We start from the raw sequence: 15,201 nt of genomic DNA, 5'->3' as shown, positions 1-15,201 counted from the left end.
GGCCGGGCACGACGGCGGCCGGGAGGCGGTAAGGCGGTGGACGGTCCCGGCCCCGGTGGGTGGCGTCCGCCCGCGGACCGTCCGGCACGGACGGCCCCCCGGCACGGACGGCCCCGACCGGCGGCCGAGGGCGAGCCGGTGGGCCTGGACCGGCTGACGGAGTGTGGGCCCGGGCGGCGAGGCCCTGCCGCCGCGGCGGGAGGGCGAGCCCGGCGGGCCGCGGTGCGGGCCGCGGCCGGCCGGGCGTCAGCCTCCGTAGCGCCGGTGGCGGGCCGCGTAGTCGCGCAGCGCCCGCAGGAAGTCCACCTTGCGGAAGGCGGGCCAGAAGACTTCGCAGAAGTAGTACTCGGAGTGGGCGCTCTGCCAGAGCATGAAGCCCGACAGCCGCTGCTCACCACTGGTACGGATCACCAGGTCGGGGTCGGGCTGGCCGCGCGTGTACAGGTGCTCGGCGATGTGCTCGACGTCGAGCACCTCGGCGACCTCCTGGATCGACTTGCCGCGCCCGGCCTGCTCCAGGAGCAGCGAGCGCACCGCGTCCGCGATCTCCTGACGGCCGCCGTAGCCCACGGCCACGTTCACCACGATGCCGTCGACACCGCTGGTCGCCTGCTCGGCCTCCTTGAGGACGGCCTGCGTGCGCGGGGGCAGCAGATCGGGCGCGCCGACGTGGCTGACCCGCCAGCGGCCGTCGGCCCCGAGGTCGCGGACCGCGTCCTCGATGATGCCGAGCAGCGGGACGAGCTCCTCCTCGGGCCGGTCGAGGTTGTCCGTCGACAGCAGCCACAGGGTGACGACCTCGACGTCCGTCTCGGCGCACCAGCCGAGCAGCTCCTTGATCTTCTCTGCCCCGGCCTGGTGGCCCTGCTCGGCGGTGCCGCCGGAGGCACGGGCCCACCGCCGGTTGCCGTCGAGAATGACGCCGATGTGCTTGGGCACCTGATCGTGGTCGAGGCGGCCTTCCACCCGGCGCGCGTAGAGCCTGTAGGCCAGGTCACGTACCACCCGCGGATACGGGGAGCGGCCCCCGGACAAACGCAGCATCGCCTTCTTCAGCCCCTCCGTGACATGGCGGCCCCGAAGCCAGCAGCCTACTGCGCGGTCGCCCTCCGCCACCAACCCGGCCGGGCCGGGACCCCGTGATAGGGAGGGCGGTGTGACAGACACCTCCCCTTTCCTCGCCGCCGATGAGCGCTACGACACGATGCGGTACCGCCGCACGGGCCACAGTGGCCTCAAGCTGCCCGCGGTCTCCCTCGGGCTGTGGCACAACTTCGGCGACGACCGCACCCTGCAGTCGCAGCGCTCGATCCTGCGCCGCGCGTTCGACCTGGGGGTGACCCATTTCGACCTGGCGAACAACTACGGGCCTCCGCCCGGCTCGGCCGAGCTGAACTTCGGCAAGCTCTTCGCCCAGGATTTCCGCCCCTACCGGGACGAACTGGTCCTCTCCACCAAGGCCGGCTACCTCATGCACCCCGGCCCGTACGGCGAGTGGGGCTCCCGTAAGTACCTGCTCTCCTCGCTCGACGCCTCACTGCGGCGGATGGGTGTCGACTACGTCGACATCTTCTACTCGCACCGGTTCGACCCGGACACCCCGCTGGAGGAGACGATGGGCGCGCTCGCGTCCGCCGTGCAGCAGGGCAAGGCCCTGTACGTCGGCGTCTCCTCCTACAGCGCGGAGCAGACCCGGGAGGCGGCCCGGATCCTGCGCGACATGGGCGTCCGGCCGCTGATCCACCAGCCCTCGTACTCCATGATCAACCGCTGGACCGAGGACGACGAGCTGCTCGACACCCTGGAGGCGGAGGGCATGGGATGCATCTCCTTCGCGCCGCTCGCGCAGGGTCTGCTGACGGACAAGTACCTCGACGGCGTACCGGAGGGCTCGCGGGCGTCCCAGGGCAAGTCCCTGGACCCGGGGCTGCTGACGGACGATGTCGTGCGACGGCTGCGGGGGCTGCACGCCATCGCCGAGCGGCGCGGACAGTCCCTCGCCCAGCTGGCCCTGACCTGGGTGCTGCGGGACGAGCGGATGACCTCGGCGCTGATCGGCGCGTCCAGCGTGCGGCAGCTGGAGACCAATGTCGCGGCGCTGGACGGCCCGCCGCTCACGGCGGACGAGCTCACGGAGATCGACTCCTTCGCCCGGTCCACGGAGGGCGTGAACATCTGGGCCGCGCGGAGCTGAGGCCGCCGCGCGGAGCTGAGGCCGGGGCGGGGCCCGGGTGAGGCGGGGCCCGAGGGGCCTGGATCCGGAGTTTCCCCGAGCGGGGCGCCATGGGGCGGCTCCGGCGCACCGGGCAAAGAAAGCGGGCCGGTCCGTGGGGGGGATACGGACCGGCCCGAGGGGGGGTTTCCACCATAGCGGCTCATAGGGCGTGGTCGGGGCAATGACGGGGGTGACGGCGCGCTGGGCGCGTCGCACGTCTCCGCCGCGGCCCCCGGCAGGCCCGCCACGCTGGGCCGGGACCGCTCGGGGCGGGTCCGGAGAAGAGTTGTGGAGAGGGGTTAGACGCGGGAGGGGAGCCTTGACTTCCGCCCCGTCCGCCCCATGAGCACCAGACCCGCCGTTCCCGGACACGGCGGGACACCGCGGGCGGGACGCCGCGGGACACGGCCGGCTCGTCGAGCGCACCCGGGGAGGGCGGACGGGTGGCTCCGGGCCGGGAGCCGGGTACGGGCCGGGTACGCAGGCGGGCGGATCCGGGAACCGGGGCCGCCCGCGACAGGGGACGGCCCGGTGCGCCGGGCCCGGAGGGCAGGAGGACGGATGGGCCGCTGGCAGGACGGCAGGAGCGCGTTACGGATCGACGGCACCGGGGGCGGGAGCACGGGGCTGCCCGCTGCTCGGGAGGCATCGCCGAGCGAGGTGCCGTGCGCGGGTCGGGGGGCGTCCCGGTCCCAAGCCCCGGGTGCGCCCATTCCCGTGGAGATCGCCACGTCCTACCGGGCCCGCACCCGCGGTCTGCTCGGGCGCGACGGTATCGAGGGGGCGCTGCTGCTCACCCCGGCCAGTGGGGTGCACACCTTCCGGATGCGGTTCCCCATCGATGTCGCCTATCTGGACCGGCGGCTGCGGGTCATCGCCGTGCGCACCATGAAGCCCGGCCGGCTCGGCCTCCCCCGGCTGCGCGCCCGGCACGTACTGGAGGCGGAGGCCGGGGCGATGGCGCGCTGGGGGCTGCGGCCCGGTGCGGTGGTCGAGATCGGCTGACGTGTCGCGCGGGCGGGGCGACCCGGCGCGCGCTCCTCCTGATCCTCGTCTCCTACTCCTCGGGCTTCTTCTCTCCGGGCTTCTTCTCCCCGGGCTCCGACTTCCCGGGCGCCTTCTCCCCGGACTCCGGCTTCCCGGGCTCCCGCTTCTCGGGCTCCGGCTTCCCGGGCTCCGTCAGCCCCTGCTGCGGGGGCGGTGTCGCGCCGTTCGCCGGTCCGGCCAGGAACTCCTCGAACGTGATCCGGCCGACGGCACGGTCCGGGACCAGGTTGCCGCCCCTCCGCAGGCCCGCGACGAGGGCACCCGGCAGCCGCAGCGGGACGACGCGGCGTCGGACGCCGGCGGCCCGGAGACAGCTGCGGGCCAGATCGGTGGCGTCGCGGATCTCGGGCCCGCCCATGTCGGCCACGCGTCCGGCCGCCGGGCCGGCGGCCAGTTCCACCAGCCGGTCCGCGACCTCGCGGACGTCGACCGGCTGGAAGCGCACCCCGGCGGCTGTCAGAACGACCGGCAGTCGCCGCTGCGCCGACGTCATCCGCGCCACCAGATCGTGGAACTGCGTGGCGCGGAGCACGGTCCAGGGAAGTCCGGAGTGCTCGATCAGCCGCTCGGCGGCCAGCTTGGCCCGGTAGTAACCCAGCGGCAGCCGGTCGATCCCGACGATGGAGATGTAGACGAGGTGCGGACGGCCGGCCCGCTGTGCGGCCTCGGTCAGCAGCCGGGTGGCTTCGGCGTCGCCGCGGCCGTTGGCGGTGGCGCAGTGGATGACCGCGGTCACCCCGTCCAGGGCCGCGTCGAGCCCTTCCCCGGTGCGCAGATCGCCGGTCGCCCAGGTGTACGGCATCCGGTCGGCCTCCGCTCGGGGGCGCCGGCTGAGCACCCGCACCGGGGTGCCGTCGTCGAGCAGCCGACGGACGACGGCCCGTCCGAGCGTGCCGGTGCCACCGGTCACCAGAACGGTTCCGTTCACCGTGCGTACCTCCCAGCGGGCGGCCCGCTCGCGAGAAGCGGCGGGCGCGGATCGAGACGGGTCCGGTCGCGGTGGGACGGGCCGAGTGCGCGGGGCCTCGCCCCACCGGGTGTGCGGCGGACCGGCGGGCGGGGTCACGCGCTCGGCCGGCGCCCCTCCGGTGCCGGTACCGGCGGCCTCAGCTTGTCATGAGCACCGGGCGGCAGGGGCGATCGGAGTCACCGGATGGGCCGTTCGGGCGTTCCGCTGTCCCTTCGGCCGGTGGCTGTGCCGTACGGGACTCCCGTGGCGGCCGGGACGCCTGTCCCGCCCGGGTGCGTCCGCGAATGGCTGAGTCCATGACAGCTGTCACGTCGCCCGCTGTGAGCCTCCGATGCCCGAGGGTGATGGCGCGGGGTGCACCTCGGCCGTGTTCCGGTGTGCTTTGGCTCACCGCTCCGGCCCCGGCCCGGCGAGGCCGGTCCGTCGGTCCCGACTCCGGCACATCCGCTCCCACCTGGCAGAACAGCATTCCGCAGAGCGGGACTTGCCCCTGTTCGCGCTCTTGACAGCGCCCGGTTCACGGCTCTCCGGGCGGGCCGACATTCATCCCAGTCCGCCCTTGGCACGTGTACAAATTCCCCGCCTGAACAGGAGCCCCTTATGACCGTCATTGCTCCGGCCTCCGATCGCGGGTCTCTTCCCGAGCCGCCCGCATCGTGGCAGTACAGCCTCCAGGTGCCCCACGACCCCCTGGGACCGGCCATCGTCCGGTCGACCGTCCGCATGGTTCTGGACCAGCACGGACTGGACGAACTCGCGGACACGGCGGAGCTGCTGACCTCGGAGCTGGCGACGAACGCGTACCGCTACTCGACGGGCCCCGCCTCCGTACGGCTCAAGTGGACCGACGACACGCTCCGGATCAGCGTCTGGGACACCAACCCGGCTCTGCCCTCGCCGATTCCGGCCGACCTGGAGAGCGAGGGCGGCCGGGGGCTGCTGCTCGTCCGCCTCTGTTCGGACAACTGGGGCCGCTACGCGCTCACGGAGCGGCAGGTCGGCTCGGGCGGGAAAGTGGTGTGGTGCGAGATCCGGCACCCGGCGGTCGCCACGAGCTGAGCGATCGGACGCCTTGTCGATGGGGACGGTCGGCGCGGGTTCGGATGCGATGAGGGTTGGTACGGGGAGCGGTGCGGACGAGCCGCGCGGTGCCGGTGGGGGTTCGGGTACCGGCTGGGCCGTACCGCCGGTGGAGCACCGTTTGGTGGAGCACCGTCGGTGGGGCGCCGTCGGTGGAGCACCGGCGGTGGGACGCCCGGACGCTCAGGACGCGAAACCGCCGAGCAGCAGCCCCAGCAGAGCGCCGGTGAGCATGAACGGACCGAACGGGACCGCCGTCTTCCGGCCCGCGCGCCGCAGCACGATGAGCCCGACCCCGTAGACCGCACCCAGCAGGAAGCCCGCGAACGTGCCCGTGAACAGGACGGCCCAGCCGTACCAGCCGAGCACCGTGCCCAGGCCGAGGGCCAGTTTGACGTCACCGAAGCCCATCCCGCTCGGATGGATCAGGAACAGCAGGCCGTAGACGCCGCCCAGGGCGCAGCCCCCGAGCAGGGCGCCCACCCAGGAACCCGCGGAATCCGGCAGCAGGGCGGCCATCCCGAGCAGGGTGGCGGCCCCGGCGGCCAGCGACAGGGTGAGCACATCCGGGAGACGCTTGACGGCGGTGTCGACCAGGGCGAGCGCCACTGCCACGGGCGCGAGCAGCAGCCAGACGGCCAGTTCCGGCCGCTTGCCGACGGCCGCCGACAGCATGGCGCAGACCAGCGAGGTGAGGAGGGCGACGATCACGGCCGGGGGCCCGTAGGCGTGGACGCCGCGCGGGCGGTCGCGGGCAGCCGATGTGCCGGGCCCGGTCGGTGCGTTCGGCCCGGTCGGGTCGGTCGGGTCGGTGGAGACCGTGGCAGCGGGGGACGTGCCGTCGGGGTGAGCGTCCGGGAGACCGGCCGGTGCCGTGTGGGCCGGGACCGCACAGCGCGCGAGGCCGAGCCAGCCGCCGGCCGGTCCGGTGATCGGATGGCCTTCGGGGCACGCGGCGCGCCACTGCTGCTCGGGCTCGACGGCCAGCCGGTAGACGGCTCGCGGCACGAACACCCCGGCGACGGCGCCGTAGCAGGCGGCGAGGACGGTCAGTATCGGATGCACCCCCCGACCCTACGGGGCCGGGAACGGCGGTCGTCAGGGCAGTCCCGGGCCGGCAGGCGCGCCACGCCGCCCGGGCGGTACGGCGCCCGAACCGGCCGCGTCAGGGGCCGGACCGGGCCCGCGGAATCCGGCCGTCCCGCCCCCGCGGCGGTCATCCGCCGCCGCCCGGCTCCGCGCGGGGGAAGCTGACCTCGACGCGGCGGTTCTTCTTCCGGCCCTCCTCGTCGTCGTTGCCGGCGATCGGATAGTCCTCGCCGTAGCCGCGGATCTCGTAGGTGACGTCCGATCCCAGGAGCCCCGCGAGGACCCGCTGCACCGCGTCGGCGCGCTTCTTGGACAGCACGTCGCCGTGGGCGGAGGAGCCGAGGTTGTCGGTGAAGCCGAACACCCGGACGTTCGGGGCGTCCTGCTTCTCGATCTCGTCCGCGATCTCGCGGATGCGGGACCGGGCGCCGTCGCCGATCTTCGCGCTGTCCTTGCCGAAGAGCACCTCGGCCTGCAGGGCGAAGGTGACGCTGCGGTTGGTGTCCTCCCGCCGTTCCTCACCGCCCTCGGACTCCACGACCGACGTGATGTCGAGGACCTTGGCCGGGGCGAGGGTGGCGCCGTTCACCATCTTGAGCCCGGGGTCGTCGGCGTCGACGCGCACCGGCGGTGCCGCGGGCCCGGGCAGTCCGGGCGGGTCGTCCGCCACGGCGTGCGGGGCGGGGACGAGCGTCAACGCGGCCACGGCGCACGCGCCGAGGGCGAGCGCGGCGGCCGGACGGGGGCGACGGGGTCTGGTCATGGGGCGCTCACCCGGAGATCTCGATCGAGGCGGAGGGGAAGGTCGGGACCTGGAAGTCGACCTTGCGGGTGTTCGCCGGCGGAGCGGGGAACTGGGCGAAGACCGGAACGCTCTTCCCCGCTTCGATGTCCGATTCGAAGGTGGTGCACAGGGGGCGGCCCTCGGTGTCCCGGAGGACGTAGTAGCGCTTCTTCCCGGTGCTGTCGACGAGGGTGGCGCCGCCGAGGGATTCGCCGTGCTTGAGAACCTCTTCCTCGTCGCCGCTCCAGTCGGTGGCATCGGTGGAGATGAAGTCCTCGTCGCTGGTGTTCTTCAGCGTTCCGGAGACGGTGACGAACCCCCCGGAGTCCCGATCGGCCTCGGTGACCGTGATGATCAGTCCGCTCCTGCCCTTGATCGTCGCCAGCACCCGCCTCGGCTCGGCGGCCTCGTTGTCCTGTCGCTCCGCTCCGCCATCGCCCTTGGCCCGTTCCGTCCGCTTGGGCTCCTGCGGCTTGCCTGCCTCCTCGCCACCACAGCCGGAAACGACGAGAACCAGAGCGGCCGCCAGCGCGACCGCTGCCGTGCCCCTTCGGGCCTTTGCTGTCTGCCCAGTGCTCATGAACCATGTGTCCTTTACTCGTCGTTCGCTGGGTGCGGCTCAGCCCTCGAGGTGAACGGAGAACAGGTCCGCCGCTTCCGGGAGGGGAGCGCCGCTCCCGGGGTCGATGACCCAGGCGTGACCGGCACAGTCGAGTTCGAGCCCCGGCTTCTCCTCGTCGTCACCCGGGTCCTCTGCGCCGGGCTCGTCCGGCTCCTCCGGTTCGTCGTCGGCGGGACCGGTCGCGCCGTCGTCGGGACGGCCGGACTCGGTGGCGGACGGAGCGGGCGCGACGCGGCAGAGCGGTTCGACGACCGCGGTCGCGGTGGCGCGGGCGTGCCGGTCCTCCGTGCCGGGAACGATGGAGTCGCCGACGGTGCCCCGGGTCTCCACGGTCACGGTGAACCCGTCGTCCACCCGACGGCAGCCCTCGCCCACCACAACATCGGCGCCGTTCCGCGCCGCGAAGGACTGCGCCTCGGCGCACGCGGTCGCGAACTCGACTCCCTGCCCGTTCAGCAGGTCCTTCAGGGCACCGGGGTCCAGGAGGGGGTCCAGCAGCGCCGTCCGCAACTGGTCGCGCGCGTCCTGGGCCGCGGCCAGCGCGGCGGCGTCGGCAGCGGTCTGGCCACCGCTGCGCCGGTCCACGGCCTGGGCGACCGCGAAGTACGCGAACGCAAGAAAGAGCAGGCCCGCCACCACCGTGATGTAGATGGGGAAGGCCTGCCCGGTGTCGCCGGACCGGCGGGAACTCAGCCCTGTCCGGTGACCTTGCTGATCTGTTCGCCGATCGCCTTGTAGATGGTTTTGCCGATCTTGGTGCCTGCCAGGGCGCCCACGATCAGGACGACCACCGCGATGATGCCCAGGTACTCGACCGCCGTCTGGCCGCGGTCCCACGGCTGGGCATAACGCTTGCGGAACGCCGCGCCGGCCGTCCTGCTCCAATGGGCCGCGCGCACCTCGGTCGTCACGTACGCCTTGGTCAGCAGATCGCTCATGAAGTTCCCCTCGTTCGGGGCTCGCCCCTCGCAGAGAGGTGGCCCGGGTCCCGTGGGCGCCGTCCCCGTTCGCGGTGGTGCTCTCGCCGGTGCCGCTGTCGACCCGGGCACCGTAGGCCGACGGGAGGGGCCCGCCCCAGGGCCCAGGGGCCCAAATCCGGGCCCAGATCCGGCCGTTCGCCCGCGCGCCGGGGTGCGCTCCGGGGACCGGCCGGCTCGTGGGCCGTGCGTCCTCAGTCACGGTGCGCTCCTCTCGCCACGCCGGCCGGGGCTCCCCGCGCGATGCCCATCCACACGGCGATCGCGGCACTGCGGCTCTCGCAGTGCAACTTCCCGAAGATCCGGTTGATGTGGTTCTTGACCGTCTTCTCGCTGATGAAGCATGCGGCGGCGATGTGCTGGTTCGACATGCCCGTCGTGATCAGTTCCATCACCTCCGCCTCCCGCCGGCTCAGCCCGAACTGCGCCCGGTCCACCGGACTTCCGCTCCGGGGCTCCCCGACTGCCGTCCACGGGCCGGCCGATGGGCTCCGCCCCCCGGAAGACCCGGCTCTCGACTGTCCCATATTTCGTCGCACTTGCAAAGAAGTCCAGGATTCCCGTGGACTGTCCGATGTCGGGGCGACACCCTTGCGGGCGGCCCGGTCCTGCTGCGGCACGCCGGCCGCAGGAGGCGGTACGGGCCTGTCACCACGGGCCTCGTCGGCCGGTCCGAACCCCGTCGGCGCAGCCGGGTCCCGATGCCCGCCCGACCTCCCGGGAGCCGACGCGGACGGCGCGTCGTACGCTCCGGAGCGAACGTGCTCCAGCAATGCGTCGGCAGCGGTCACCGTGAAGTGGGCCCGCCCCGCGCGGAGGTCGCGCACGGCGAGAACGAGCTGGTCGACGGTGAATTCACCGTGCACCAGATAGCCGCCCGCACCCAGCCGGAGGGCCTCCCGGACGAGGTCGCGCTCCCCGCTGTAGGTGAGCATCAGGACGGGCGCGAGGGGCGTCAGATGGGGCAGGGCCTCGATGCCGTCGACGCCGGGCATCCGGACGTCCAGCAGGATCACGTCGGGGCGGTGCCGGAGCGCGGCGTCGTACGCCTGGCGTCCGTCGGCGGCCTCGGCGGCCACCTCGATGCCCTCGCGGCTGCCGAGCAGCGTGCTGAGCCCGGCCCGTACCACCGGGTTGTCGTCGGCGACGACCACGCGCAGCGGCCGTGCGCCGGGGGGTTCCCGGAGGGCGGCGGGCGGGGACGGGGTGGTGCCGCATCCGCCGGTGCCGGGCAGGACCGTCATGGCGTGCGGCCTCCTCTCGATGGGCGGGGACGGGTTTGCGCTGGATGGGAGAGCTCACGGGGTTCCGTGGCCGGTTGCTGTGGGCCCGGAGGTTGTGGGCCCGGCGGTTGTGGACCCGGTTGTGGACCCGAAAGATGTGGACCGGCGTACTGCGGAGCGGTGGGCTGCGGGCCGCGGGGTTGAGCGGTGCGTGGGTGCCGGACGGCGGGAGGGGGCTGGGCGCCGGGCCGGTGGCCGGCCGGCAGCACCGCGGCCATCGGCAGGTCGAGACGGACCTCGGTGCCGCTGCCCGCTCCGCCGCGACCGATCCGGAGCCGCGCGCCGAGCCCCGCCGCGCGCTCCACCATGCCGACGAGGCCGAAGTGCCCGCCCTTGCGCAGGCCGTCCAGCGTGGTGCCGGGCGGCAGTCCGCGGCCGTCGTCCAGGACCCGGACGCACAGCATCCGGTCCACCACGCCCGCCTCCACCACCACGTGCGCGGGACGGGCGTGCCGGGCGGCGTTGTCCAGTGCCTCCCCCACGATCACCAGCAGCTGGCGCGCCACGGCGTACGGCACCGGGGGCACGGGTGTCTCGTTCAGCGGGCGGACCCGGGCGTCGAGGCCGGTCCGGCCCGCGAAGTCGGCCACCCGCACGGCGAGTTCCCCCGGCAGGTCCGTGCCGGCGCTGTCGATGTCGGTCTCCCGGCGCAGGTCGGACAGGAGTTCGCGCGACTCGGCGGCCGCCCGGCGGGCGGCGCGGGCGACGGTTCCGGCCTGCCGTCCGACCTCGTCCGGGTCCATCCGCCCGGCGCTTCCCGCCAGGCCGTCGGCGGCGAGCGCCAGACCGTGCAGCGTCTTGGCCACCGAGTCGTGCATCTCGCGGGCCAGCCGGGCCCGTTCCGCGCCCACCGCCTCGGTGACGGCGAGCCGGGCGCGGGCCTCGGTGAGGGCCCGGGTGGCCGCGCCGACCCGGAACATCAGACCGCGCAGGGTGACCCCGATGGCACCGGCGACCACACCGAACCCGGCCAGCAGATAGGCGTTGGGGCCGGTGGCGTCGAGCCGGCCGTCCGCGGCGTAGAGCGTGGCCAGGAGCAGCACGTCGAGCCCGGCGAACACCCCCGCGCCGCGCCAGCCGTAGACCAGCCCGGCGAGCAGCGGAGTGCAGCTGGTGACGTACGCCAGGGTCGACTCGGGGGTCGCGGTGATGAGGAGCAGCGAGCCGAAGACCATGTCGACGGCGAGCAGCGCGGGGTGCCGCAGCAGCAGCGGCCCGAACCGCTCCCAGTCCCGGAAGAGGACGTAGGAGCCCATGAACGTGACGACGACGGCGCCCCCGACGAGGCAGGAGGGCAGACCGGGGGCGGTCCGGGCGAGCGCGGCCGGGGCCGCGAGGCCGATCATCGCCATCCGGAAGCCGAGGACCTGCCGGCACAGCGCCTGGAGGGCGCTCACCTGGATACCGAGCGACGGTTGGCCGGAACAGTCCGGGTCGCGCGACCACTCGGGGCTGTACGGGTGCCCGGACGGCGGAGGACGCTCGGGGCTGTGCGGCTGCCCGGACGGCGGAGGACTCTCGGGACGGTGCGGCTGCCCGGACGGTGCGGGATGCTCCGGGCCGTACCCGTACCCATACCCGGAGCGCGGCGGACGGCGCTCGGGGCCGTACGCGTGCCCGGCTCCGTAGTGGTGCTCCGCGTGCCCCGGCGGGCCCGGCCGCGGGGTGCCCGCGGGGCCGCCGGTCAGGCTTCCGTGCGTGACGTTCTCTCCCCGGGACATCCGGTCGGCACCTCCTTCCACCGCGTCCGTGCCGTCACTGTCCGGTGATGGCGCCGAAGTCCGCGCCCGAGCCGAAGACGAAGCCCGCGACCAGCAGGATCATCGTGGCCGGGACCATGAACGTGGTGATCACGGCGGTGGCCTTCGGCACGGCTCGGGCGGCTCTGCGGCGGGCGTTCTGGGCGTCCGTCCGGCGCATGTCGGTGGCGATCTGGATGAGGATGTCCACGATCGGGGCGCCCAGCTCCTCGCCCTGCTGGAGCGCCGTCACGAACATCGCGACCTGTTCGGAGTCGTTGCGCCGGCGCAGCTCGTCGAAGGCCTGCCGGCGGCTGACGCCCATGTCCATCTGGCGCAGGGTGATGCGGAGTTCGTCGGCCCAGGGCCCCGCGTACTGGTCGGCGACCCGGTCCAGGGCCTGCCGGAAGCCCAGGCCCGCGCTCACCACGACGGCGAGGACGTCGAGGAAGTCGGGGAGCGTCCGCTCGATGACGTCCTTGCGCTGGCGGATCGCCGCCCGGATGCCGACGTCCGTCCACCAGATGCCGAAGGCGAGCAGCAGGGCGGCGAGGACGAGGTTGCCCTTGTCGAGCATGACGAACGCCCCGACCGCGCCGAGGATGCCGTAGACCGCGCGGCGGGCGGCGTAGCGGTCGAGGGTCAGGCCGCCGGGGTTGCCGGCCAGGTCGATTCTCCGCCGGACCGCGTCGACCCGCTTCGGGCCCATCAGGCGCAGCACCAGGGGGGCGAAGCGCATGCCGAGCCGGTCGATCACCGAGCCGACGGCGGTCGTCCGGGAGGCGCCGACCTCCAGGGCGACGGCGAGGTCGCCGGGGAGCCGGGCTTCCGCCCGGTACATCCGCAGGCCCTGGAAGGCGCCCAGGACCCCGAGGCCGATCACCGACGCGAGCAGCAGTCCCACGGTTCCGCTCCTCTCAGACGTCGATCTTCGACATACGGCGGATCAGGAAGAACCCCAGCCCGTAGAGGCCGAGGGCGACGAGCACCGCCACCCGGCCGACGGCGGACGAGGTCATCCGGTCCAGCGATCCCGGCATGACCTGGTTCATCAGCAGCAGCGCGCCGAGCCCCAGCAGGGGCACCGCGAACGCCGTCATGGTGACCTGGGAGAGCTGGGTGCGGACCTCGCGGCGGGTCTCCTTGCGCTCCTCCAGCGTCACGGTGAGGTTCCGCAGCGAGCCGACGACCGTGCCGCCCGCCCGGTTGGAGAGGACGAGGGTGGTGACGAGGACGACGAGTTCCCGGGAGGGCAGCCGGCCGGTGAGCTCCGCCAGGGCGTCGTCGACGGAGTGGCCGACGGACAGCTTGTCGGCCACCTTGCCCAGTTCCTCACCGGCCGGTGCCTCCAATTCGTCGGCGGCCATGGACAGCGCCGTGCGCAGGGCGAGGCCGGCCTGGGTGGCGTTGGCCAGGATCCGGGACAGCTCGGGGAGCTGGTTGATGAACCGCTCGTTGCGCCTGCTGCGCTGCCAGTTGAGGTACGCGAAGGACGCCCAGACGCCGATCAGCCCGGCGATCGGGCCGAAGAACGCGGCGAGCACCGAGGCACCGACGAGCCACAGCCCGCCCGCGAGGAGCGCCATGAAGACGGTGAACTCGCCGACGGTGAGGTCCAGGCCGGTCGCCGCGAGCCGGTTGTCGAGGTGCCGGCCGTAGCGGGTGCGCCGCAGCCGCCGGTCGAGGCCCGGGAACCGCCGCCGACGGCCGGGGGCGGGCGCGGTGCCGACGGCGGTGAGCCGGTCGACGACGGCCTGCCGCTGGGCCTTCCCGGTGGCGTAGGCGTGCCCGCCGAGGACCGCGAGGCAGCAGGCCAGCAGCGTGACACCGAGGGTCGGTAGCGCGAGATGGTCCATGTCGGGGGCCGGCTTTCATGTCGTGGGGCTCGGCGGGCGTGGGGTTCGGCGGGCGTGAGGTTCGGCAGGCGTGAGGTTCGGCAGGGCGTGGGCTTCGGTGCGGTGTGGGCTTCGGCGGGGCGTGGCTTCGTCGGATCGGGCTGCGTCGGGTCGGGTGGGCTGTCGGGTCGGGTGGGCTGTCGGGAGCCCGTCGGCTAGAGGGCTCTGCGGGTGTCGAGCTGGTCGTCGGAGGCGGCGACGCCGAACGCGGGCGGGACGGCCTCCCCCGCGTAGTGCAGGCGTTCGGCGGTACGGGCGGGCAGGGGCAGACAGCGGAAGCTGCCGTGCACGATCCGGTCGGCGCCCAGGGGCCGGGCGTCGAACCGGCAGACGGAGACGATGCGGAAGGGCTCCCGGCCGCGCGAGGACAGCATGGTGATCTCGTCGATCCGGCGGGATCCGTCGGCGTGCCGGGCCAGTTGGACGATGCAGTCGACGGCGCTGTTGATCTGGTCCTGGAGCGCCTCGAACGGAATCTCCACCTCCGACATGGACGCCAGCGTCTGCAGCCGCATCAGCGCGTCCTCGGCGCTGTTGGCGTGCACGGTGGCCAGCGAACCGTCGTGGCCGGTGGACATCGCCTGGAGCATGTCGAGCGTCTCGCCGCCCCGGACCTCGCCGACGATGATCCGGTCCGGGCGCATCCGCAGCGAGTTCCGCACCAGGTCGCGGATGGTGACCCGGCCCTTGCCCTCGACATTGGGCGGCCGGGTCTCCAGCCGGACCACGTGCGACTGCTGGAGCTGGAGCTCGGCGGCGTCCTCGACGGTGATGATGCGCTCGCCCTCGGGGATCAGCCCGGAGAGGGCGTTGAGCAGCGTCGTCTTCCCGGAGCCGGTGGCGCCCGAGACGATGATGTTGAACTTGGCGCGGACCAGGGCCGAGAGCAGCATCAGCATCGGCTCGTCGAGGGTGCCGAGCCCGATCAGTTCCGGCAGCCGGTAGGCGCGCGGGAAGCGCCGGATGGTGAGCGTGGCGCCGGTGAGGGAGAGCGGCGGGACGATGACGTTGACGCGCTCTCCGGAGGGCAGCCGGGCGTCGACCATCGGATTCGACTCGTCGACCCGGCGGTTGACGGTCGAGACGATGCGCTCGATGGTCTGCATCAGCTGGTCGTCGGAGGCGAAGCGCAGGGGCAGCCGCTCCACCCGGCCGGCCCGCTCGACGTAGATGTGATCCGGCCCGTTGACCATGATCTCGGTGATGGAGGCGTCCTCGAGGAGGGGTTCCAGCACACCGAGGCCGAGTGCCTCGTCGACGACCCGGCGGATCAGCAGGGAGCGTTCGTGGGTGGAGAGAACGGGCCCCTCGCGGCTGATGATGTGGCCCAGCACGCGTTCCAGGCGGGCCCGGCGTTCGGCGGCGGCGAGCACCGACATCTCCGCGAGGTCGATCTCCTCCAGCAGCTTCGCGCGGTAGACGGCGACGAGATGGCTCTCCTCGTGCTGCCCGCCCGCCGTCTCGGGGGAGGTGATGCGCGCCCTCAGGCTCATGCGGTGC

14 protein-coding genes and 1 pseudogene are annotated in these 15,201 nt (G+C 73.5%); 3 read left to right on the top strand and 12 right to left on the bottom strand.

The genetic code is table 11. The features are described from left to right. Positions 1-246: 246 nt before the first annotated feature. Positions 247-1,044, bottom strand: coding sequence for an isoprenyl transferase (locus ACFYYR_RS27365; protein ID WP_388858978.1), 798 nt, complete (start codon positions 1,042-1,044; stop codon positions 247-249). Between the two features lie 112 nt (positions 1,045-1,156). Between ACFYYR_RS27365 and mgrA the strand changes: the two genes are divergently transcribed. Both mgrA and ACFYYR_RS27355 read left to right on the top strand, forming a co-directional pair. Further along, complete coding sequence (gene mgrA / locus ACFYYR_RS27360; RefSeq protein WP_388858975.1) at positions 1,157-2,194, top strand: L-glyceraldehyde 3-phosphate reductase; 1,038 nt, start codon at positions 1,157-1,159, stop codon at positions 2,192-2,194. A gap of 582 nt (positions 2,195-2,776) precedes the next feature. Next, positions 2,777-3,220, top strand: a complete 444-nt coding sequence (locus ACFYYR_RS27355; RefSeq protein ID WP_388858972.1) for a DUF192 domain-containing protein — start codon at positions 2,777-2,779, stop codon at positions 3,218-3,220. Positions 3,221-3,440: 220 nt separating this feature from the next. Here ACFYYR_RS27355 and ACFYYR_RS27350 read toward each other — a convergent pair. Further along, positions 3,441-4,190, bottom strand: a pseudogene (locus ACFYYR_RS27350) (SDR family oxidoreductase); the annotation flags it as partial. A gap of 717 nt (positions 4,191-4,907) precedes the next feature. On the opposite strand from ACFYYR_RS27350, the gene ACFYYR_RS27345 reads away from it, so the two are divergent. Further along, entirely contained in the window at positions 4,908-5,291 is a 384-nt protein-coding gene (locus ACFYYR_RS27345; protein WP_388858969.1) for an ATP-binding protein, read from the top strand. Positions 5,292-5,495: 204 nt separating this feature from the next. On the opposite strand, the gene ACFYYR_RS27340 is transcribed toward ACFYYR_RS27345, so the two are convergent. The 10 genes from ACFYYR_RS27340 to ACFYYR_RS27295 form a co-directional block, all read right to left on the bottom strand. Next, positions 5,496-6,377, bottom strand: coding sequence for a prepilin peptidase (locus ACFYYR_RS27340; protein WP_388858966.1), 882 nt, complete (start codon positions 6,375-6,377; stop codon positions 5,496-5,498). A gap of 151 nt (positions 6,378-6,528) precedes the next feature. Then, positions 6,529-7,164 (bottom strand): OmpA family protein, encoded by a 636-nt coding sequence (locus ACFYYR_RS27335; protein WP_388858963.1) that lies wholly within the window; start codon positions 7,162-7,164, stop codon positions 6,529-6,531. 7 nt (positions 7,165-7,171) lie between these two features. Beyond that, positions 7,172-7,765 carry a hypothetical protein gene (locus ACFYYR_RS27330; protein ID WP_388858960.1) on the bottom strand — a complete coding sequence of 198 codons (594 nt, stop codon included), beginning with the start codon at positions 7,763-7,765 and terminating at the stop codon, positions 7,172-7,174. Between the two features lie 39 nt (positions 7,766-7,804). Further along, positions 7,805-8,500, bottom strand: a complete 696-nt coding sequence (locus ACFYYR_RS27325; RefSeq protein WP_388859337.1) for a pilus assembly protein TadG-related protein — start codon at positions 8,498-8,500, stop codon at positions 7,805-7,807. Beyond that, positions 8,497-8,745 (bottom strand): hypothetical protein, encoded by a 249-nt coding sequence (locus ACFYYR_RS27320; RefSeq protein WP_388858957.1) that lies wholly within the window; start codon positions 8,743-8,745, stop codon positions 8,497-8,499. Before ACFYYR_RS27320 ends, ACFYYR_RS27325 begins: the two co-directional genes overlap by 4 nt. A 233-nt stretch (positions 8,746-8,978) precedes the next feature. Further along, positions 8,979-10,028 carry a response regulator gene (locus ACFYYR_RS27315; protein WP_388858954.1) on the bottom strand — a complete coding sequence of 350 codons (1,050 nt, stop codon included), beginning with the start codon at positions 10,026-10,028 and terminating at the stop codon, positions 8,979-8,981. Further along, positions 10,025-11,788 (bottom strand): histidine kinase, encoded by a 1,764-nt coding sequence (locus tag ACFYYR_RS27310; protein WP_388858951.1) that lies wholly within the window; start codon positions 11,786-11,788, stop codon positions 10,025-10,027. Before ACFYYR_RS27310 ends, ACFYYR_RS27315 begins: the two co-directional genes overlap by 4 nt. Positions 11,789-11,822: 34 nt before the next feature. Further along, positions 11,823-12,710, bottom strand: coding sequence for a DUF5936 domain-containing protein (locus ACFYYR_RS27305; RefSeq protein ID WP_388858948.1), 888 nt, complete (start codon positions 12,708-12,710; stop codon positions 11,823-11,825). 13 nt (positions 12,711-12,723) lie between these two features. Continuing rightward, positions 12,724-13,662 (bottom strand): type II secretion system F family protein, encoded by a 939-nt coding sequence (locus ACFYYR_RS27300; protein ID WP_388858945.1) that lies wholly within the window; start codon positions 13,660-13,662, stop codon positions 12,724-12,726. Positions 13,663-13,856: 194 nt separating this feature from the next. Continuing rightward, positions 13,857-15,194, bottom strand: coding sequence for a CpaF family protein (locus ACFYYR_RS27295; protein WP_388858942.1), 1,338 nt, complete (start codon positions 15,192-15,194; stop codon positions 13,857-13,859). Positions 15,195-15,201 lie beyond the last annotated feature (7 nt).

The organism is Streptomyces sp. NPDC001922, assembly GCF_042891165.1.
In the GTDB taxonomy this organism is placed as follows: Bacteria; Actinomycetota; Actinomycetes; order Streptomycetales; family Streptomycetaceae; genus Streptomyces.
The sequence above is the reverse complement of the archived record's forward strand: the minus strand, read 5'-3'. Positions and strand labels throughout refer to the sequence as shown.

Coding starts and splice junctions, on each gene's coding strand:
- ACFYYR_RS27320 (WP_388858957.1), bottom strand. CDS start 8,745: ATGAGCGATCTGCTGACCAAGGCGTACGTGACGACCGAGGTGCGCGCG.
- ACFYYR_RS27315 (WP_388858954.1), bottom strand. CDS start 10,028: ATGACGGTCCTGCCCGGCACCGGCGGATGCGGCACCACCCCGTCCCCG.
- ACFYYR_RS27300 (WP_388858945.1), bottom strand. CDS start 13,662: ATGGACCATCTCGCGCTACCGACCCTCGGTGTCACGCTGCTGGCCTGC.
- ACFYYR_RS27330 (WP_388858960.1), bottom strand. CDS start 7,765: ATGAGCACTGGGCAGACAGCAAAGGCCCGAAGGGGCACGGCAGCGGTC.
- ACFYYR_RS27355 (WP_388858972.1), top strand. CDS start 2,777: ATGGGCCGCTGGCAGGACGGCAGGAGCGCGTTACGGATCGACGGCACC.
- ACFYYR_RS27310 (WP_388858951.1), bottom strand. CDS start 11,788: ATGTCCCGGGGAGAGAACGTCACGCACGGAAGCCTGACCGGCGGCCCC.
- ACFYYR_RS27295 (WP_388858942.1), bottom strand. CDS start 15,194: ATGAGCCTGAGGGCGCGCATCACCTCCCCCGAGACGGCGGGCGGGCAG.
- ACFYYR_RS27365 (WP_388858978.1), bottom strand. CDS start 1,044: ATGCTGCGTTTGTCCGGGGGCCGCTCCCCGTATCCGCGGGTGGTACGT.
- ACFYYR_RS27335 (WP_388858963.1), bottom strand. CDS start 7,164: ATGACCAGACCCCGTCGCCCCCGTCCGGCCGCCGCGCTCGCCCTCGGC.